The sequence below is a fragment of the Nostoc sp. genome, assembly GCF_036917355.1.
GTDB lineage: Bacteria > Cyanobacteriota > Cyanobacteriia > Cyanobacteriales > Nostocaceae > Nostoc.
The window spans coordinates 1-20252 of record NZ_JBALDP010000104.1; the positions used below are offsets into that span (position 1 = coordinate 1).

The 20252-nt window shown below is 42.7% G+C and carries 16 protein-coding genes; 8 read left to right on the top strand and 8 right to left on the bottom strand.

The features are described 5' to 3' along the window. Window positions 1–209: 209 nt before the first annotated feature. The gene (locus V7K53_RS31230) at window positions 210–2861 is read left to right on the top strand and encodes a U32 family peptidase (RefSeq protein ID WP_335201356.1); all 2652 of its coding nucleotides are present in this window, start codon (window positions 210–212) and stop codon (window positions 2859–2861) included. Between the two features lie 22 nt (window positions 2862–2883). On the opposite strand, the gene V7K53_RS31235 is transcribed toward V7K53_RS31230, so the two are convergent. Next, window positions 2884–3771 carry a LysR family transcriptional regulator gene (locus tag V7K53_RS31235; RefSeq protein ID WP_335201357.1) on the bottom strand — a complete coding sequence of 296 codons (888 nt, stop codon included), beginning with the start codon at window positions 3769–3771 and terminating at the stop codon, window positions 2884–2886. 121 nt (window positions 3772–3892) lie between these two features. On the opposite strand from V7K53_RS31235, the gene V7K53_RS31240 reads away from it, so the two are divergent. Together V7K53_RS31240 and V7K53_RS31245 are read left to right on the top strand one after the other, a co-directional pair. Further along, window positions 3893–4672, top strand: coding sequence for a class I SAM-dependent methyltransferase (locus tag V7K53_RS31240; protein WP_335201358.1), 780 nt, complete (start codon window positions 3893–3895; stop codon window positions 4670–4672). 52 nt (window positions 4673–4724) lie between these two features. Then, entirely contained in the window at window positions 4725–5276 is a 552-nt protein-coding gene (locus V7K53_RS31245) for a hypothetical protein (protein WP_335201359.1), read from the top strand. Window positions 5277–5372: 96 nt separating this feature from the next. Here the strand turns inward: V7K53_RS31245 and V7K53_RS31250 are convergent, their stop codons facing one another. Next, window positions 5373–6530: an extracellular solute-binding protein gene (locus V7K53_RS31250; protein ID WP_335201360.1), complete on the bottom strand. Its 1158-nt coding sequence runs from the start codon at window positions 6528–6530 to the stop codon at window positions 5373–5375. Window positions 6531–6886: 356 nt separating this feature from the next. Here V7K53_RS31250 and V7K53_RS31255 point away from each other — a divergent pair, with 356 nt between their 5' ends. Together V7K53_RS31255 and V7K53_RS31260 are read left to right on the top strand one after the other, a co-directional pair. After that, window positions 6887–7258: a hypothetical protein gene (locus V7K53_RS31255; protein WP_335201361.1), complete on the top strand. Its 372-nt coding sequence runs from the start codon at window positions 6887–6889 to the stop codon at window positions 7256–7258. A 338-nt stretch (window positions 7259–7596) separates the two neighbouring features. Continuing rightward, a complete protein-coding gene (locus V7K53_RS31260; protein WP_335201362.1) occupies window positions 7597–9561 on the top strand; it encodes a di-heme oxidoredictase family protein in 1965 nt (654 codons plus the stop codon). A 20-nt stretch (window positions 9562–9581) separates the two neighbouring features. Here the strand turns inward: V7K53_RS31260 and V7K53_RS31265 are convergent, their stop codons facing one another. From V7K53_RS31265 to V7K53_RS31285, 5 genes are all read right to left on the bottom strand, one after another. Further along, the gene (locus tag V7K53_RS31265) at window positions 9582–9722 is read right to left on the bottom strand and encodes a hypothetical protein (protein ID WP_335201363.1); all 141 of its coding nucleotides are present in this window, start codon (window positions 9720–9722) and stop codon (window positions 9582–9584) included. Between the two features lie 81 nt (window positions 9723–9803). Continuing rightward, complete coding sequence (cobT, locus tag V7K53_RS31270; protein WP_335201364.1) at window positions 9804–11000, bottom strand: nicotinate mononucleotide-dependent phosphoribosyltransferase CobT; 1197 nt, start codon at window positions 10998–11000, stop codon at window positions 9804–9806. Window positions 11001–11071: 71 nt separating this feature from the next. Continuing rightward, a complete protein-coding gene (locus V7K53_RS31275) occupies window positions 11072–11812 on the bottom strand; it encodes a DUF2232 domain-containing protein (protein ID WP_335201365.1) in 741 nt (246 codons plus the stop codon). 13 nt (window positions 11813–11825) lie between these two features. Next, window positions 11826–12527 (bottom strand): Crp/Fnr family transcriptional regulator, encoded by a 702-nt coding sequence (locus V7K53_RS31280; protein WP_094349203.1) that lies wholly within the window; start codon window positions 12525–12527, stop codon window positions 11826–11828. Between the two features lie 295 nt (window positions 12528–12822). Continuing rightward, the gene (locus V7K53_RS31285) at window positions 12823–13113 is read right to left on the bottom strand and encodes a hypothetical protein (RefSeq protein WP_335201367.1); all 291 of its coding nucleotides are present in this window, start codon (window positions 13111–13113) and stop codon (window positions 12823–12825) included. 36 nt (window positions 13114–13149) lie between these two features. Here V7K53_RS31285 and V7K53_RS31290 point away from each other — a divergent pair, with 36 nt between their 5' ends. After that, a complete protein-coding gene (locus tag V7K53_RS31290) occupies window positions 13150–17208 on the top strand; it encodes a hypothetical protein (protein ID WP_335201368.1) in 4059 nt (1352 codons plus the stop codon). A 465-nt stretch (window positions 17209–17673) separates the two neighbouring features. Then, entirely contained in the window at window positions 17674–18327 is a 654-nt protein-coding gene (locus V7K53_RS31295; RefSeq protein WP_335201369.1) for a sugar transferase, read from the top strand. A 151-nt stretch (window positions 18328–18478) separates the two neighbouring features. Here the strand turns inward: V7K53_RS31295 and V7K53_RS31300 are convergent, their stop codons facing one another. Further along, window positions 18479–19315 carry a carbohydrate ABC transporter permease gene (locus tag V7K53_RS31300; protein WP_335201370.1) on the bottom strand — a complete coding sequence of 279 codons (837 nt, stop codon included), beginning with the start codon at window positions 19313–19315 and terminating at the stop codon, window positions 18479–18481. A gap of 50 nt (window positions 19316–19365) precedes the next feature. Here V7K53_RS31300 and V7K53_RS31305 point away from each other — a divergent pair, with 50 nt between their 5' ends. Further along, window positions 19366–19830 carry a hypothetical protein gene (locus tag V7K53_RS31305; RefSeq protein WP_335201372.1) on the top strand — a complete coding sequence of 155 codons (465 nt, stop codon included), beginning with the start codon at window positions 19366–19368 and terminating at the stop codon, window positions 19828–19830. Window positions 19831–20252 lie beyond the last annotated feature (422 nt).

Genomic DNA, 20252 nt, shown 5'->3' on the forward strand with positions numbered 1-20252 from the left:
TTAGTGCAATGAATCAATTTAAACCCTGTTATGCTTCTGGATAATTTCACTTAGTTACTACTTGCTCATCCCGGAGAGTGACAGAAGAGGGTTACTCCAGATACAGAGGAGAAGAGGATTGAAAGAACCGCAGATGAGAGAGCGATCGCCCCATCCCCCAATAACTTCGATAAAATCACTATGGTGCTAGTTAACCCTCCCTAAATCTAATGAAAAGCGATCGCTCCCCTTCCCAACTCTCTCTTCAACGTCCTGAACTACTCGCGCCAGCAGGTAATTGGGAATGTGCTAAAGCTGCTGTGGAAAATGGGGCAGATGCGATTTACTTCGGTTTGGATCGGTTTAACGCCAGAATGCGGGCACAAAATTTTACTGAGGCGGACTTACCTCAATTGATGGCATTCTTGCATCGTCGGGGCGTAAAGGGTTATGTCACAGTCAACACACTCATATTTCCCAAAGAACTAGCAGAAGCACAGCAATATCTCCGCACAATTATTGCAGCTGGTGTGGATGCAGCGATCGTTCAAGATATTGGTATATGCCGTCTCATCCGTCAACTTTCGCCCGATTTTCCCATCCATGCTTCCACGCAAATGACTATTACCAGTGCGGCTGGGGTGGAATTTGCCAAGTCTCTTGGCTGTCAATTGGTAGTGCTGGCGCGTGAATGTTCTCTCAAAGAAATCAATAAAATTCAGCAGCAGATTGCCCAACAAGAAACCTCGCTGCCTTTGGAAGTTTTTGTTCATGGTGCTTTGTGCGTAGCGTATTCCGGTCAGTGTTTGACTAGCGAGGCTTTAGGCGGACGTTCTGCTAACCGAGGTGAATGTGCCCAAGCTTGCCGGATGCCCTACGATTTAATCGCTGATGGGGAAGTTGTGAATTTAAAAGAGCGCAAATATTTACTCAGTCCTCAAGACCTAGCAGGGTTAGATGTTCTGCCCGATTTGGTGAAATCAGGAGTAACTTGTCTCAAGATTGAAGGTCGTCTGAAAGCTCCAGAGTATGTTGCTAATGTCACCCGTGTTTATCGGCAAGCTTTGGATGGGGTAATGACGGAATTGGAAAGACCTAACCCCCTAACCCCCTTCCCTACCAGGGAAGGGGGAATAAAAGCTCCCCTCTCCGAAACGGAGAGGGGCTGGGGGAGAGGTCAATCAGACCAAGAACACTACAACCTAGAAATGGCGTTTTCTCGCGGACTGTACACGGGTTGGTTTGGCGGGATTAATAATCAGGAATTAGTTCACGCCCGCTTTGGTAAAAAACGTGGGGTTTATTTAGGTGAAGTCAGCCGCATTCACAACGAAGAGGTAACAGTCAAATTGGAAGCGCCTGTCAAGCCAGGAGATGGAATTGTATTTGACTGCGGTCATCCAGAGGCGAAGGAAGAAGGCGGTCGAGTTTATGGGGTGGTTTCCAAAGGTAGGGAAAGTGTGCTGACCTTTGGTAGAAACGACCTAAACTTGCGCCGAGTGCATATAGGCGATCGCATTTGGAAAACCAGCGATCCAGAACTCGATAAGCAACTACGTCAGAGTTTTGCTGGCGAGAATCCCCAATTTCAGCGTCCGATTGACTTGGAGGTTTATGGAGAAGTTGGTCAGGCGTTGATTGCGATCGCCCGCGATCGACTCGGTAATATTGTACAGGTAGAATCTGTAATTTCACTGCTAGAGGCGCACACTAAACCCTTAGATACAGAGCGTTTACAAGAACAATTCGGTCGTCTTGGTAACACCCCTTTCTGTTTAGGAACACTAACCAACCACCTCAGCGGTGCTATTATGCTACCCGTAAGTGAGTTGAACCGGATGCGGCGGGAAATCGTAGCACAGTTGGAAGAATTGCGAAGTCAACCCAAACGCTGGCAATTACATTCTGATGTCTCTTTCCAAAATTTACTCCCCTCATCTCCCACCCTGCAAGAAGCTAAAGGTACATCTCCTTCACTCATCGTCCTAGTACGAAATCTCAAGCAACTCCAAGCAGCACTGGAAGCGGGAATCCAAACTCTTTACTGTGAATTTGAAGACCCCCGCGCCTATCGAGAAGCCGTGCAACTAGTGCGCCAACAGCAAAAAAACAAAGCAGAAAATTCTTCACTTTTAACTCATAACTCAGCACTCCTAACTCCTAACTCCCAATTCCCCACAATTTGGGTTGCACCACCCCGAATTACTAAACCTGGGGAAAATTGGATTTTGCAGCAAGTACGTGCCTCGGAAGCAGATGGCTATCTAATACGGAATTATGACCAATTGCAATTCTTTGCTCAAGACCGTTGTATCGGTGATTTTTCGCTCAACGTTGCTAATGCCTTAACAGCAGACTACTTTCAGCAACGCTTTGGTTTAGAACGGCTGACGGCATCATACGACCTGAATATTATCCAACTACAAGATTTACTCACCAGTTGTCCACCCCAGTGGTTTGAGGTGACAATCCATCAGCATATACCGATGTTTCACATGGAGCATTGTGTATTTTGTGCCTTTCTATCAATGGGTACAGACTACACCAACTGTGGACGACCTTGTGAAAAGCAGGAAGTGAAATTGCGCGATCGCGTTGGTAGCGAACACGTCCTCAAAGCAGATGTAGGTTGTCGCAATACTGTATTCAACGGCACTGCTCAAACCGGAGCCGAGTATGTACAGCGCCTCATAGAACTGGGATTACGTCAGTTTCGCATCGAGTTTGTAAATGAAACACCAGAACAAGTGAGTAAAACAATACATCGCTATCGTCAACTACTGCAAGGCGATATTACAGGTTCCCAACTCTGGCGCGAGTTGAAACTGCAAAATCAGCTAGGTGTAACTCGTGGCCCTATGGGAGTGTCTGCATTGCGATAATAATTATTGCAAGCTGCCCTATTCACCACTGCTGGGCAGCTTGTTTAACTATTTCCACAAGCTTCAACACAGTTGGCGATGTCTCATTGTTTCGCCAAATCATCGCGATCGCTACTTTTGGGGTAGGTTCTTGTACAGTTTTATAAATTACCCCAATCCGTTGCAAATTTTGCAAAGATGCTGGCACGATCGCCACACCCATCTCAGCTGCTACTAGGCTGACAATCGTTTGCATCTGGATAGCTTCTTGGGCAACTTTGGGACTAAAACCTGCTTGCTGGCAGAGACTAATGATTAAGTCGTAAAGTCCTGGTGCTAATATCCTTGGAAATAAAATAAACGGTTCATTGGCCAGGGATGTCAAACACACATTAGATTGACTTGCTAGCAAATGTGCTTCAGGTAGTGCTACCATCAGCGACTCTTGAAAAATTGTTTTGCAGCTAAATCTATTGTCTTCAACAGGTGGACGCAATAATCCCACATCCATTCGACCTTCTCGTAACCACTCTAACTGTTGATCTGTAGTCAGTTCACGCAACTCGATGCTTACACCAGGAACGTAAGTACGAAAAGTTCGCAAAATAATAGGCAAAATATTATACGCCGCAGAACTAACAAAGCCGACCACCAACTGTCCAATTTCGCCGCGACTAGTTTGCCGTCCGACTTGGATTGCCTGTTGTAATTGCCTCATAATTTGCTGCACTTCACCCAGAAACACTTGCCCCGCTTCTGTTAACTGTACTTTTCGTTTCGTGCGGTGAAACAGTTCAAAACCCAATTCCCCTTCTAGCTGCCGAATTTGTTGACTTAGGGGAGGTTGGGCAATGTGCAATCGTTCCGCCGCCCTTCCAAAGTGCAGTTCTTCTGCCAAAGTGACAAAGTAACGCAAGTGTCGTAGTTCCATCTGTTACCTAAACTCATATCTTTAAAATATTAGTTAAGCTGAAAATATATATTGGACATAATTAAAAATCTTTTCTACTGTGATGATATCCGCAAATCAACACACTGTAATTTCACTACTTATGAATAATCTTTCAATACCTAAAAATTCTTGGGATGCTGCTCTCTATGAAGATAAACACGCCTTTGTTTGGCAATATGGCGAAGACTTACTGAAATTACTCAATCCTCAGCCAGGAGAATCCATTTTGGATCTTGGCTGTGGTACTGGACAACTCACAGAAAAAATTGCCCAAGCTGGGGCTGAAGTCATGGGAGTTGATTATGCATCTGAGATGATTGAGAAGGCAAGACAAAACTATCCCCATATCCGCTTTGATGTTGCTGATGCTAGAAACTTTCAAGTAGATAAGCCATTGGATGCTATATTTTCCAACGCTGTACTACATTGGGTAAAAGAAGCAGATAGCGCGATCGCTTCCATCCATCAATCCCTCAAACCCGGAGGGCGTTTTGTCGCAGAATTTGGTGCTAGAGGGAATATAAAGGCGATCGTCACAGCTTTATACAATGCTTTAGAGTCCATTGGTATCCCTCAAGCACAAGTAGAGAATCCTTGGTATTACCCCAGCATTGGTGAATACGCCAGCCTCTTAGAACATCAAGGCTTTGATGTCATTTATGCTATCCTATTTCCTCGCCCAACTCCCTTAGCAGAAGGAGAAGCTGGCATAACAAACTGGATTAAAATGTTTGCCAGTCCATTCTTAGCCGGACTTTCACCTGAGCAACAAATACAAATAATTCCCGTCGTCGAGGAATATCTGAAGCCAACACTATATCAACAAGGAACTTGGACAGCAGATTATCGAAGAATTCGTATAGTTGCCATTAAACTTTAGATTGTGCCCTAATTACGAATTATGAATTACGAATTACGAATTAGTATCAGTTATGCATATACCTAAATTGTGCGATCGCCCTTGGTGTTGGCGAAGCCATCGCCAGACATCATTTTCATTACTACTAACTATTACCCTCACAGCTTTACTAGTCCCGCCCTCACTAGCACAAACTCGTTCAATACCATCACCTTCTAGTGCGCCTTTAGAACTAGACTTATTGACCAAGCCAAAAGACTATGTAATCACAGCTAACACCATTCATCCAGACCGATTAACCGTTCCCAGCTTATGGTGGGCACAACAAAACTCCGAGAAAAAGCTATTGGATAATTGGATAGCATATCCAACTTCTGGCAAAGAACCTGCACGAGTAGACTTGATTGTGAATCAGCAAATTTGGAGTTTACTAGAGTATGTAGAACGCTACGACTTCGTAAATCGCTTGGGTAGCGCCGCACGGAACTTTGGTTACAATGTCCGAGTATTTAATTATCAAAAAGAACCCTTGGCAACCTACACTTGCAACTTTAGTACAAGTCCAGCTTTATGCAGTATCCAAACCACTATTAAGAACAAGATAGGGTTACAGCGTTCTTTATAGATACTGGGGATGCAGGGGAGCAGAGGAAAAGAAGTTGCATTTTCCCCTCTGCTCCTCTGCCCCTCCGCACCTCTGCCTCTGCTGCCCAATTCCCAATTAAACTTTAATTTTGGCGAATAAAGACTCGTATTGTTTTATTGCTGATGGAGATAAGGGAAGTAAAAATTCGCTTTTATCAAAAACTTTGCGATCGCTCTCTAACAAACTCCATAATGGTTCTTGGATATCGGAAGCGGCAATATTTGTAGAAATTGGCGAATTAGTTTTAGTCAGCACCGAAATTTGTTTAGCTGTGCTTGGTTGCCAACAAAAATCAATCCATTGATCTGATAAAGTATCCTTAGTAATGCCTGCGGGACGTACCCATAAGTCCGCCCAAATTGCTGTTCCTGACTGGGGGATAACTGCGGCAAGCTGCGGATAACGTCCCAAAACAGGCAATACATCGCTTGACCAACCAACCGCTAGCCAAGTGTCTTCCATAATTAGAGGTTCCAAATAGTTATTGGAACTGTAAAACTTCACCTGTTGGTTTAATATCTGTAATTCCTTTTCCAAGTCTGGTACTTGGTCAAGATCGCCTGTATTGTAAGATTTGCCTAGCTTTTTTAAAACCAAACCAATAACTTCTCGTGGTTGATTGAGTAGGGAAATACGCTGCTGCATTCCATCTCGCCACAAATCACTCCAATCTTTGGGTGTCCATCCCAATTTTTGGAACTTGTCACGGTTATAAACAATTACCGTACTACCCCACCTGTAAGGCGCACCCCACACCTTCCCTTGAGTATCCAAAATACCCTGGTCGTTGCGCGTTACCAGTTGTTTCCACCTTTCATCTAAAGTAGACCACTGCTTTAATTGGTTTCCCTGCACTTCTTGGAGTGGTTGAATCAATTTCTGTTCAATAGCTGCTTGTAGCCAGTAATCTCCCAATGTCACTAGGTCTGTGTCAGCGGCTTTTTGACCTTGCTTAAACGGTATAAAACGTTGCCATCCCTGCTCATCAGTGGTCTTTGGTTTTTGCTGCCAATTTTGTAATTGTTGAAATAAATCCTGTATGCGCTCAACTGGAGCAAACTTTAACTGCACCCGTTGCTGCAAACCCTTGTGGAACTGATTTACCACCTGACCAGGTATAGAACCTTTTAATAACTGTACTTTTAATTGCGTCTGCTTGTTTCCACCACAGCCAAAAAGCAGTTGTGAAAGTGCCAGTGTGCTTGTACCTAGCAAAAAAGACCGTCGATCCATTGATTTTGGATTTTGAGATTTTTGATTATACCTAATATTAAGCAGAGATTCACCAGTGGCTGACTAGCTGAAAAAGTGGATCTGGAGAATTATCGGTATTTTTTCTTGATAATACGGGAAATTTTGAGTATTTAGCTTAAATTAGCGATTTTTTGTTAAATCTCTATCTCAAGATTAATTTTTATCCATAAATTTACTTGGTAGTACTTATGGTGAAACCTTACTTGTATTGAGAAGTAATTATTTAAATGTCACATTTCCAGCAAAAATTATCAATACTTAAATAATCCATAAGTATCGTTAAGGTTGAGAGTAAATTGAATAACATAGAGAAAATGTACGAATAAAGGTATTAAATGGAGCTATTACAGCAGCAGATCCTGACTTTAAGCCAAAAGCTGGATGACCTGTGCCAAGTAATTGAGCAGCTTGATAGTAAAGTCACTCAAACTTTCTCAGAGTGTTCTTTAGCAAATACACAAGCAAAGGATAATTCCCAACAAAATGGCGCAGCTGGAGGCTACCAGTTTAAAGGACGTAACAATTTAAATCCAGAAATGGAACACAAAGATGTGTTGACAGATGGCATTTATCTAGACATGCATCGTCAAGCTGGAGATAATATAACACCAGAAATTCAAATACAACGACTGACAGCACAGTTAACAGCAGCCTACAATCGCATTGCTGCCTTAGAAGAACAATTACTTAGAGAGAGAATTCATTAACTTAGTCTGAGTTCAACGAATTAAAAAATGGCTGGAGGTAGGGAATGCAAGCCTTTAGGTTCAATGTCGAATCATGGCTTTATGTCCATATATTAAATATAAGCAACTAATCCAGCCATCAAATTGATAATAAACTTAAGCATAATTATTACATATATTTACGTAGAGCTATGATATATTTACGTTATAGCTTTTAGTGAGTAAATCACTATGAAACAAAAAAAAACAACCCTAAGACTAATGTAGCTAGGGTATTTTATGCTTCAAAAAGCAAACTTTTCTTATTAATCTGCGTTTTTATCATTAGTGTTTTTGGCATCTTGTTATCAAATTGGTTGATGACAAGCCAGACGGCTTTCGCTAAGATTAACCTTTTGCAACCTGCTCCTACTGAACCGCTAGGCTATTACGACTATTTCGGCAAACTACTGAGTCCTCAAGAAGCATCACAACTAGTTGTAAATAAGGGACTCAATCCTAATAACCCCATTTCCTATCAACGGGTGGGGGCAGTTAAAATTACTAAGGAATTAATCGCCCAAGGTGAAGATATATTCTTAAACCGCAAGATTGGCGATACATTTGGTTTACAAGGGGTATTTGGTTTTGGACTTGGCATTGCTACAATTTTGCCAGAAATACAGACAGCAATAGTTAAGTTGCAAGGTCGACCGACAAATAACTTACAAATTATTCTTGAGAAGAATATAGCGTTAGGTAGTCGAACTTTTCCGAAAGGAAGTGTCATTAATACAGGCTTAAAAATGGAAAAGGGAGGGACTTTTCCTATTGGGTTAGTAATCACATCTAAGATTGATATTAGTTGTGCTGCTTGCCATGTATCCCTTTCAGATAAGGGTGAACCTCTTTTAGGAGTACCTAATGGTCAAATTGCTACGCCCCTGCTAGTTGCTTTAGCACCAAATTCAGCCGCAGGGTTTTCGCGATTAAAGTTTAATCCCCTAGATCCACAATACAAAGGCAATGGAAAAATTATTTTAGACAGTAAAGGTAAGAAAGTTGAATTACCTGATCCTGAAAAGTTTGAAAAAGCTTTCGATGATGCAGTATTAGATGTGCCTTTTGGTAATTTTGAGAGTTCATCAGATAGTATCAACAACACTACTCAAATTCCCAGTATGTTCACATTTAAGAATCATCCTTATTTCCTTGATGGACAGTTTGCTGTAGGGCCGTTTGCAGGACTCAGTGCTGTCAGCAATGGTGTTCATTCTTCGGAAATCAATCTGTCGGCAGCTGCTCAACTCAGTGCAGAAACTCTTGGTATTGATCCAGAGGTTTATATTGGTACATTTCTGCAAAACGCCGCCAATCCCAGCCTACGTTTACCAGAAGGCCCTCCGGTAAAACCCTCACAGTGGTTGCGGAAGCTTGCACCGAATCGTACACAAGCAGAATTAGAAGACCAAATTCCTGCTCCTGGTACAGGAAATTACCCAAACCTACGTCCCAGTTTGTTTACTTACAACGGTTTGATTTTCAGCCCAAATACTGGAAAGCCTGGTGATATTGCTAGTGGCACTTTCTTATTTGCTGACAACGCTATGTCTGCTTTCCAAAATAGCTTAGTACCACCTGCTAACCAAACTTCAGAAAACTGGCAAGCGTTGAACAGCAATTCTGTTAAGCGTGGCGCAAAAGTATTTGAGAAAGCTAATTGTGCAACTTGCCATATTCCACCTTTCTTCACCGACAACAAAATTCATCCAATTGATGAAATTCGTACTAACCCCGCTCGTGCCCAATCTCGTTTGGGGCTAAGTAATTTATTAGTACCACCCAAGCTATATACTTTCAACACTCCAGTTCCCATACCTGCTAAGGCTGAAGTGCTAGATTTACCAACGCAGGGTATCTCCGATAGTCCCACAACTCTACCCAAAGGTATATTGCCAAAAGGCGGTTACAAAACTACTTCCTTGCGTGGTCTTTATCTAAGCGCACCATATTTGCATGATGGTGGTGTAGCAGTACGAGCAGGAAGCCTGAAAGTTGACTCAAATGCGATCGCGGTTGTTGACAAGACTGACTTAGGGCTTTCTGGCACTCTCAGCCAAGGTATACCTGCCGATCCAGCTAGCAGCTTGCGTGCCTTAGTCGATCGCGATCTTCGTGCAAAAGTTGTGAAAGCTAACAAAGCTAACCCTAGTTTAGTGCGTAGTAACCTTGATGGCACAGGTCATTACTTCTACGTAGATAGACAGTCTGGGTTTAATTGCAACCAGCAAACAGACCTGATTAATTTCTTGCTGGCACTTGATGACAATCCAGGAAGCTTTTAATTTTAGTTACAGCTGATATCCTATGTTAATACCAACTCGTCTAGTGAGATATCATGAACGCGACTTGGTATTACTGTTTGGGTGGGAGAAGATGCACCAACAGCAGTGAGACCTATAACAGCACTGGCAGTAGCAATACCAAGATTTTTGACTAATTTCATCAGATAATTATCCTGAAAAACTAAAAGGTAAACAAAGTTGCACATAGCGCTCTCCAACTCGGAGAGGGATGACTTTAATCTTTAGCTCAAGGCAATACTTAGCCGTTCAAGTTGGGCTTCAATAGCTGCCAAAAGTTGGTGTTGCTGCCAATCTTGGCTAAGATGGGCGGCTATGCAAGCGGCTCCAGCACCCATACCTTCTTTCACAAAGCCCTGCTCATAAGCTCTCAGTTGGGGATAACGAGAATTAGCAAAGCTTAGATGAGTTGCTAATAGAGGAGGGGTTCCTCCACTCGGAGTTAAGCTGTTTTTTCCTAAGTTGAGAGCTAAGTCAACTGTAGCGCCAGTAGGATCTTCAGCCACCCAGCGGGTTGTGCCTACAACTACTGCTTCTGGTTGCCATGATAAAGCGTAAGCTTGAGCGATCGCACTGATGAGCGCATAAACCGCCAGCATTTGCGTCCCTCCAGCTAGCATTACACCACAACTACGACTAGCAGCGATCGCCATTCCAGCAACCACCGCTTGCATCGGATCGCCCACGGCAGCGACGAGTTTTAGCGGATCTACAGAATTTTGGATTTGAGATTGAAATATCTTATCCTGCTCCCTGCCCCCTGCTCCCTGCCCCCTGCTCCCCTTCATCTTCTCCAGTCCAGCTTGCACTAGTGCCCACTTTTGCGCGTGGTTACAAACAGGGTGGCTACTGTTAACTTTTCCGGCAGCATCTATACCTAAACCAGTTAAGATTGCCAGGGCAGTTGTAGTACCTCCGACGACGCACTCACCGACAATCAGATACTCCTGTTGGATATTGGCGGCTAGGCGTTCTCCCCAGAGTAGCCCTTGTTCAAACAAGTGGTGTACTGTTGTAATTTCCATAGCAGCCCCTTGACTTAAACACTTAGCAAGAGTGCCACCCAAATCAATTACTGGCACAGCAGGAGCTTGGGGTAAACCAGCATTAAATAAATGAATTGGTATCTTTAGTGACTCAAATACAGCGCGAGAAATCAGCACAGGTGAAGCGCCAGCCGCCAATGGTGGTAGGGGATATTGGGCTTTATGTTCTGGGCCGTAATACAAAAACTCAGCATCGGCACAAGCTGTATATTTCCGATCCTCTGGAGTGCGACCAGCTGCTGAAATCCCTGGAATTAAACCAGTTTCAGTAAATCCTAAAACACAAGCAAATACTGGTAAACAACCACGATACCTTCGCAGCCATTGTTCACCCTGTTGTTTTTGAGTATAAATACTAATTTGGGAATTAGGCATGAGGCATTGGTTATTAGTTAGGACTGATCATTTAACCAATGACAAATGACAAATGACAAATGACAAATAATTTATCCTTCATAATCCATGAGAACTTGTACCCAGTGTGGTGGACGGGGAATAGGGTTGCCCAGGCGGTCAAAAAGCAACCATGCTGCCAGGTGTACTACAAAAAGGTAGATCAGGTTGTTGAGTATAATGAGAGCGATCGCTCCCACTTGAATCAAAAATACACTGGGACTCGCCAACAAACTCAAGTTAAAAAATACCCACTCAATGAACTCAGTCACTTGGGTAATCACATAAATCCATAGGTCTTCACCCGACAACACAGACAGCAGCCACAGCCTAAAGAAGACTCCTAAAGTACCTAATAGCGTACCCAAAGTGATAGAAACAATCCAGGGAAGATGACGACGACACCACGTAGCGCCCAAAAGAACGCCCATGAACCCGTAGGGCATGATAAACAGCAAACTGCGGGCTGGCCCCATCAATACCGTCAGCAGTAACCCAGAGGTGAGTGCTGCCATCCATGCCGCACGTTTGCCCCAACGCAGATAAACTAGAGCGATCGGCACCGGAAAAAATATCCGTAAAACTGGGCCCAAAGGAAAGTAAAAATTAATAAACCAAATTAAGCTAGCGGTACTGGCTAAAAATGCCGTTTCCACCATCCTCAAGGGCGCATCAGCTTTGATTTGAGGAGGCATTAACTGCTGTTCTTTATCTAACCAATGATTTTGAGGAGTTGGAGATTCAGGAGATGGATCTTCCTCCGGCTGATCTGGGAGAGAATCTAAAATACTCATATCTGACAAGTTTTTAAACGATCATTCTTTCTAAGGCTGACAAATCGGGAATACAAATAGTGTCTTGATCCCGTTTAATCAAGCCTTTTTTTTCTAGCCTTGTCAATACTCGTGTCACCGTTTCCCGCGCCAGTCCGCTCAAACTGCTCAATTCCCGATGAGGTAAATTGGGGATTTCGGTTCCGGTTTGCCCTTTTTTTCCCTGTCCTTCTGCCAAAAATAACAACGTATCTGCTACTCTTGACTGGCTATCAGATTCCCGCAACCGCAATCGGCGATTTACTTGCCGCAAACGTCGTGCCATGAGTTGCGCCAATCGAACTCCCGCCAAGGGTTCTATCTGAAGTAATTTGACAAAATCCTGAGCAGGCATACTACCAATTACCGTTGGGGCCAAGGTAATTACATCTGTGGATCGAGGTGCTTCATCTAGCGCCGCCATTTCACCAAACAATTCACCTTTGCCAATAATATTCAGCGTTACCTCTTTTCCTTCCAGATTGTAGGTGCGAATTTTTACCCATCCGTCCATAATAAAATACACAGAACCACCCCAGTCATTTTCCAGTAGAATCACCTGATTAGCTGGGTGAGTGCGGGTAACAAGATGGGTGAGGGCTGATTCCACAGCAGTTTCTGGCAACCCTTGAAAAAAGGGAGCGGAGGCGATCATCCAGGAATTAGCCTGTGCTTGCAAGCTATATCGATCTTCCATTACGACATCTTTAATTCAAGCTGCTATGTACACACAAAAAACAGGAGTGCCATTTGTAGCCTAAGCTATCATTGCACAGCTCCCTTTCAAAGAAAAAACTAAACTATGCTACACAAGAAAGCGACAAGAAGTTTTTCTAAATAATCTTTACCTATAAGTTTAAACGGGGTAAAAGTTTTGCAAAAAGTAGTTTATAGCCTGCGGTTGGATTGCTTAGGGGCTAGCTGCACTGCAAACTTGATTAGTTTAGTTATGAATATAGGCAAACAACATTAATGATACTAAAGGGAGTAAATTATTGCTCAGGTATTTTAGCGATTTTCAAAAATAGGCAACCAATGACCTGCAAAATTAAGCTTTTCGAGCAAAGGCTGTTGAAGAGGATAAGGAGAGAGGAAGGCAGGGAGACAAGTTTCTTCTTGTCTTCTTCGATGATTGAAGATTGCCACGACTCACAGTAATCCATAACATAATGACTAGTCACAATTCCAAGTAGCGGCTTTTGCCACTCAAAATTTCTTCTATGGTCGACGCTGCGCGCAGCAAGATCCCCATAGGGATACAGTGATTGTAAATTAATTGTCATATTCGTTGACATACATTTCTAAATAAGGTAGTAAAAGTGACTTTTAGTACAGATGAAATTCAAAAGCTGATTGCAGACATTGACAACTTACTTGCCAGTGGTGGCAAGCGCCTGTCTAGATTTCTGTCTGGTCAGGCGCAAGAGCCTAAAGAAGTTTTAGAGCGAATTCGCGACTTCTTGGTGAGGTTACAAGAAAAAGAAGCATTAGAGAGCGGCATCCCAAATCAGTCTTCTGAAGAACTGCGATCGCCTTTGTTAACAAAATTTATCGATCGTAGTAACAACCAGTATCCACTACCGCAGCTTGAACCCAGTCAGGAAGAGAGTACTGTTGGCGCGGGACAATTAAAAAATGAATTTTCCAGATTGATTCAGCCGTTGCGATCGGAATTAGAACTGCTCTTGCAAGAGCGAACCACTCTCATACAAGAAATTCGGCAACTAGAACAAAAGCGATTGCAAAATTACTCCTTAGCGCAGCAGTTGACAAACCAGGAGCAAATGATTACCGAGTTTTTACAGGTACTCATGAGTCGCCTTGTGCCAACTTTAACACCCGTGATTGGACAGGGCAGAGAAAATTCCGCCAGTTCTTCAGGAGGAATTAATTACGCAACTTCTGCAACTCAATCTTTATTAGAATCCTCTGACGATGTGGAACGCTTAACCCAGCTAGCTAGGGAGTTAGATCAACGCCTCTTATCACTAGATGGGACGGTGAATGTAGTCTTTGAAGCACTACAGCGTAACATTAATACTTATTACGAATCCTTGTCCCAAGCACTGGCAAGAATGCATAGCAAGGGGATGCAAGGCGAACAGCTGATGGCTAGCTTTGTCAACAATTTAACCCAGCATTTGCAACAAGAATCTCCTAGTTTGCAGTCATCATTGCTGGGAGGAGAATCTGAGACACTACCATCATTGAGTGAACCAACCGAGATTGCTGCTGGAGTTGCGCCCCAATCCTTGGAGCTTATCCAGCCAGAAATTTCATCTCCACTCACAATTGAACAACAGGAGACTACCCTCACAGAGGATCTAGATGCAGTGCTGTTGCAGCTTGGTGTAGACTCATCTGAATATTCTCAAACCCCGACCGAATTACCGCAAGATATTTCTGCGGCAATTGGTGATGAAGTAGATCAACTTTACGCCAGTTTGTTTGATGCTGGTGATGTTAATAATCCCAGCCCCGATGTTTCCAAAAATGACTTATCTGCTTCCACAGCCTCTCCATCGCAGTTGAACATCGCCCAGACCCCGCCTGTCTCTCCAACCGTAGATTCTGCGGTTATTACTCCAGATACGGGTGTTTCAACTCAAGAGACTTTAAGCGAAACCACAGATTCATCAGAGCCACAGGAAGAACTATTTTTTGAAGACGATACTGACCTAGATTCGCCTCTTAGCTTCTCTACCCCACAAATAGACAGTTTGCCACAAATCGGCACTCAGCCAGCTAGTGTTGATACAATTAATACCCTAACTGACTTATTGCCTGATGCCGATAGTGAACTGCAATTGCTGGAAGTTTCATCTTCTGTGGATAATGCCACAGCTACAGTAACTGACCTATTGGCTGATAGAGATAGTGAACTGCAACTGCTGGAAGTGTCATCTTTTATGGATGATGCCACAACCACAGCACCAGTGACTCCAGAAGTACCAGAAATTGCCTTGGCAGAGCCTAGCGAAAATATCGCCACATCGGAAGTATTAATTAACAACGATCGCTCCGAACTGTCCTCAGATAACTACATTGCTGCTTCACCCCAAGAAAACTTACTTTCTATTGAGTCAAACCAGTCTCCAGCCGTACCAGATATTTCTTTAGATGAAGAACAGTTGCAGCAATTAGATCGGGATTTGGCTAATTTCGATCGGCAGCTAAATTCTGAGTCGCAGCCAGATAAAAACTTGAGTGTTTTCTCGGAACTACTTGATAGCATTCAAGACACAATCCCCACAACTTCTCCTGAAAATCCCCAAATAGCAGAGAATACATCAGCTGCTGCTTTCTCTAGTTTGGCAGTTCCCCAGGTAGAAACTGAAAAAAAAAAGGAAGTCACAACTCCTGTTCCAGAAAGTTCTTTGCCTCCAATTGCTCACTCCATAAATAATCCAGAAGTTTCGCCCAATATTCTAGAATCAGTCTGGTATTTAGGAATTGATTTAGGTACAACAGGAATTTCCGCCGCATTGTTAAATCGCTCGACTTTTGTTGTACATCCTATCTACTGGTCAGCAGAAAATCTGCCAGGAACAAGTTCCTTTCAGCAATCGTTTCGTTTACCAACAGAGGTTTATCTGCCTACAGCTTCTGTACCCCACGGTGAAAACGAAACTATCGAAGCACATGAGCAGACAGCACCTGCCGCTGTTGCCCAAGATAAAGCGCCCGATCGCTCGGCTACTACTCCTGCAACACCAAGATCGACAGCAGATCCGACGAAAAATAATCTCTACTCGGCGCAGTTAAAGCCCTATCTACAAGTAGCCATTCCCTACAAGAGTGAACGACAGAAATGGGAACCTGTTTTGCAATTAAACGAATTTTCGGCAGGGCCTTTGATTTGGGTTGTGCGATCGCTCTCTAAATTACTATTAACCCTCAAATCTGAAAAAACAAGTACCACCCCTAGTTTAATGGCTGCCGCTGTTGGGATCGGCGAACAAGATTTTCCCCAGATTATCAATAATATTGCAGGTGTAATTTGCACCTGTCCATCTAGCTGGTCAGAACAATACCGCTTTAACGTGCGGGAAGCTTTACTCACTAGTAAACTTATTCAACATCCGCAGCAAGTCTTTTTTGTCGAAGAAGCGATCGCTAGTCTACTCCCAGAACTCGATGCAGTAAACGGTGAGCAAGTAAAACTAAGCGATGCTCAAGGTAATCATCCAGCAAAAACTAGCGAACATCCCATTGTTGGCAACACCCTTGTGATTAACATTGGGACAACTGCCACAGAAATGTTGCTGGTAAATCTACCAGAAACCTTGCAGCAATTGACATACAATGATTTCATGCTCCACAGTTTTGCTTATGCTGGCAAGGGTATTGAACAAGATATAATTTGCCAGCTGCTATTGCCACCGAAATCTCGGCAATCACGCCTAGAAACACCAAGCGATAGCAAAACTTCCACGAGTAATCCTTGGCAATGGCAACCGTCAATTCCTGGTTTAGACCAAATGCGTTGGCAGACTTTAGGGTTAGAAGAATTAGAACTACCTAGAGTCGGAGAACCAGATATCACCGCTCGTATTCGTCTCCAGCAGCGTCTAGAAAGTTCTCTACTGGGACAGGCGGTATTAGATGCGGCATTAGCCCTAAAGCTGATTTTGCAGCACCAAGACTCTTTTACCCTGGAATTAGCCGATCAGCGGTGGGTTTTGCAGCGACGAGACTTAGAAAGCCAGGTATTTATTCCCTTTGTCCGCCGCCTGAACCGAGAACTTAACAAGTTATTGGTAGCTCGTGGCATTCCCACAGAAGCCATAAATCAAGCTATCCTGACTGGTGGAGTGGCTTGTGTTGGGACAGTCAACCGCTGGTTACGGCAAAAACTTCCCAGCATTAAGATTATTCAAGATTTATATCTTGGCGAAAACGGCGCTCCCAATTGCAGTCGGGTTGCTTATGGTTTGGCGATGCTGCCTCTGCATCCCCAGATTTTAGATATACCCAGGCAACAATACACTGATTATTTCTTGTTTACAGAATTGTTGCGATTGCTACCAGACCGCCCTTTGTCTTTCGGTGAAGTTATCCAGTTATTTGAGGCTCGTGGGATCAATACTCGCATTTGTCAGCAACGGTTGCTGGCTTTTTTGGAAGGTGAACTGCCTTCCGGTTTGATACCTTCAGTCACAGAATCAACCTGGCTTACCCAGAGTTCGCAAGAAAATCCTGACTATCAGGCGATCGCCACAGCACCACTTTTTGAAAAACAAGGAAGTCTCACTTATCGTCCCAATTCTCAACAATTGTTGTCTTTGCGTCGCTACTTAGATGCAATTAAGGCTAGTAATCAGCAATCACTAGAGGAACCATATACAGTGAATTTTGCTTTAGAGGTCGATCGTTGAGACTAGTACCGCAAGGCGGAATTAAAAATTAAAAATTAAAAATTAAAAATGAATCCAGCATAAGGGTTTTGTTGATTTAGAATGATTGGTTTATTTCCGCCGTGTTGTACTAGTAGATTGCGCTATAAATAAGAATACTACTCAAAATTCCAAATGCTCATAACATAAGCATTTGGAATTTTGCGAATTACTACTAGTACTTCAGCACAGTAATTTTTGGGATATGTATGATAGTAGTATCTTTTTATTAGTTTTTATTAGATGGATAAAATACCGTAAATTTACAATCTATCACTTGAATTGAAAGATTCTGTAAATTTTTGGTTTTTGGTTTTTACATCGGCTAAAATTTGTGTATATTAACACTCGGTAGTAACGACAACAGTAGTAAAAATCGCCCAACAATCATGTCTACGTCTACACTACTAATGTAAAACTTCCTGTTATAAAACTAAGTTAGCCCTTGTGAATAATCTTTATCTTTATTCAGTTAATTGTTTGCAACAGCCTTCACACCCGTCAACTTTAAGCGTGAGAAAACGATTAATTGACATTGTTGGGGCAATTGTGGGGCTGATTGTTACATTTATGATAGCAATTCCCGTAGCAATTGCTACCTTTATTCATGAGCCAAGTCCAATATTTTATTCCCAAATTCGCTGTGGTTTAAACGGAAAAACTTTCCGTATCTGGAAATTCCGCTCAATGATAGTCGATGCTGATAAACTCAAGCATTTGGTTGAGAACCAAGCCAAAGGTCACATTTTTAAATCTGTTGACGATCCTCGCATTACTCCTGTTGGTAAATTTTTGCGGCGTACTAGCTTGGATGAATTCCCTCAATTTTGGAATGTTCTGATCGGGGACATGAGTTTAGTTGGTACTCGTCCACCTACTCCTGATGAAGTCAGTAATTACGATCCACACCACTGGGATAGATTGCGAGTCAAACCAGGCATTACCGGAGAATGGCAAGCTAATGGGCGTTCCAGTATTACAGACTTTGAAACCATTGTGAAAATGGATATGGATTATCAACGCAAGTGGTCTGTAACTTATGACCTGAGTCTGATTATTAAAACTATCTGGGTGGTATTTAAAAAGACTGGTGCTTATTAGACCTCTTGCACGAATGCAAAACTAGCCCCCAGCTCCTTCTCCCAAAATTGTGAGAAGGTGAGACAATTTCTAAATCCCTCTCCCAAGCTTAGGAGAGGGATTTAGAGTGAAAGCTCATTGATTCTATGCAAGAAGTCTATTGAATTGGGCCTCAACCCTTGACACCGCTACCTGTTTCTGTAGGTACAATGTAACGTTGTAAAAATAAAAATAGTAATAATACTGGAGCGATCGCAATCACTGAGCCAGCAGCTACCAACCGCCAGTCAAGGGAAAATGTACCTGCTAGCTTGGCGACTCCCAAAGGAAGAGTGTATAAATTTTCGTCTTGGATGACAATTAAAGGCCACAAAAAGTCACTCCAAGCACCAATAAATACGAAAATAGCTAAAGTTACCAGTGCTGGGCGAACTGCTGGTAACATAATATGCCACCATAATCCTAACTCTGAGCTGCCATCCATCCTGGCGGCTTCTTCTATTTCTTTGGGGACGCTCATGAAAGCTTGGCGCAACAAAAAAATGCCAAAGGCAGAAGCTAAACTCGGAAAAATCATCCCTAAATAAGTATTTCTCAAACCCATCTGGACTGTCAAAATATAGAGGGGAATCATCACGATTTGGAAGGGAATCATAATCGTAGAGACAATTGCTACAAAAATCCAGTCTCGCCCGACAAATGACAATCTGGCCAACGGATAGGCAGCTAAGGCGCAAAACAGCAGATTTAAGCCTACAGTCAACACTGACACCAAAGTACTGTTATACAGGTATTGTCCAAAAGGTAGAGAGTTCCACACACTAGAGAAGTTATTTAGTGTCGGTTGACTCGGTAGCAACTGGGGCGGCGACTGAAAAATATTTTCTGTAGGCGATTTCAGGGCTGTACTAATTAGCCATAGTAAAGGAAAGAGCATCAACAGTGCGATCGCTCCCAATAGCGCATACATTAGCAGATTTTGCGATCGTGATTTTTTCCAGTTCAGCATTTGATTAATAACTTAAATACTCTAAACCTACTATTTTGTGATATTAAGACATGAATTTAGAACTTGAACAGAAGCTTTGGGAGGCAGGAAAACAAGAACAAGCATACCGCAAAGAAATATGGTATAAAATCATAGATTCTTTGTTAGATGATTTTCATCAGCTTGTTGGGCAGGATTTTCACCGCGATCCTGAAATTAAATTAAATATTGAAAACCCGAATTCTCCATCATTTGGTCGTTGGATATGGACTGATGAAAAAGGAGAATTCCCTCTATCTGTAACTTGGTCAGCCTTCATTGGTGGCGATATCATAGGAACTGGAGAGTCGGGGGATACTTTTCATGTTAGTATTTTACTATTCTTATTCGATACTACTGGTAACAATCGGTTACGTCTAAAAACAGGCGAAAGTTTTCTTTCATTTGCTTTTGAAAAACAATCCAATAATAATGGTCACTGGCGTAGTCTTGGCTCGTGTCAGGATGAATGGGGTGAATGGGAAAATCTTGGATAATTTGAAATAGTTCAATATAGTATAAGAAATACCCAAAGCCTTCTTTAAAATTTCAATTGATTTGCTTTTTGAATAATTACTCAATCTCAAGAACTTAATGAAAGATTCTTGATCTGCGGATTCAGTCAACATATTCTTCGGTTTTTCAGTTAACTTATTATCTTTATTCATAGTTTGTACCCAATTTATAAAAGGCATTATGTTGCACAAATTAAATATTTATCATACTCTTAAGCCATTATTCTCATAAAAACCATCTATAGCAGTCTTAAAATCACCTGAGTTCGATGAACCTCTCCCTCCCAGCCTCCCTCTCCGAAACGGAAAGGCAGGGTGGTTTCATACAAAGAAAGAAAAAACTCTATCGAGTTGGTTGGAGAGTGCGCGTTGTGCTTGAGGAATAGTTCGGAAACCGAGTTTGC

Bases quoted from the DNA above. Each gene is read 5' to 3' on its own strand.
- V7K53_RS31230 (WP_335201356.1), top strand. From the start codon at position 210: ATGAAAAGCGATCGCTCCCCTTCCCAACTCTCTCTTCAACGTCCTGAA.
- V7K53_RS31235 (WP_335201357.1), bottom strand. From the start codon at position 3,771: ATGGAACTACGACACTTGCGTTACTTTGTCACTTTGGCAGAAGAACTG.
- V7K53_RS31240 (WP_335201358.1), top strand. From the start codon at position 3,893: ATGAATAATCTTTCAATACCTAAAAATTCTTGGGATGCTGCTCTCTAT.
- V7K53_RS31245 (WP_335201359.1), top strand. From the start codon at position 4,725: ATGCATATACCTAAATTGTGCGATCGCCCTTGGTGTTGGCGAAGCCAT.
- V7K53_RS31250 (WP_335201360.1), bottom strand. From the start codon at position 6,530: ATGGATCGACGGTCTTTTTTGCTAGGTACAAGCACACTGGCACTTTCA.
- V7K53_RS31255 (WP_335201361.1), top strand. From the start codon at position 6,887: ATGGAGCTATTACAGCAGCAGATCCTGACTTTAAGCCAAAAGCTGGAT.
- V7K53_RS31260 (WP_335201362.1), top strand. From the start codon at position 7,597: ATGACAAGCCAGACGGCTTTCGCTAAGATTAACCTTTTGCAACCTGCT.
- V7K53_RS31265 (WP_335201363.1), bottom strand. From the start codon at position 9,722: ATGAAATTAGTCAAAAATCTTGGTATTGCTACTGCCAGTGCTGTTATA.
- cobT (WP_335201364.1), bottom strand. From the start codon at position 11,000: ATGCCTAATTCCCAAATTAGTATTTATACTCAAAAACAACAGGGTGAA.
- V7K53_RS31275 (WP_335201365.1), bottom strand. From the start codon at position 11,812: ATGAGTATTTTAGATTCTCTCCCAGATCAGCCGGAGGAAGATCCATCT.
- V7K53_RS31280 (WP_094349203.1), bottom strand. From the start codon at position 12,527: ATGGAAGATCGATATAGCTTGCAAGCACAGGCTAATTCCTGGATGATC.
- V7K53_RS31285 (WP_335201367.1), bottom strand. From the start codon at position 13,113: ATGACAATTAATTTACAATCACTGTATCCCTATGGGGATCTTGCTGCG.
- V7K53_RS31300 (WP_335201370.1), bottom strand. From the start codon at position 19,315: ATGCTGAACTGGAAAAAATCACGATCGCAAAATCTGCTAATGTATGCG.
- V7K53_RS31305 (WP_335201372.1), top strand. From the start codon at position 19,366: ATGAATTTAGAACTTGAACAGAAGCTTTGGGAGGCAGGAAAACAAGAA.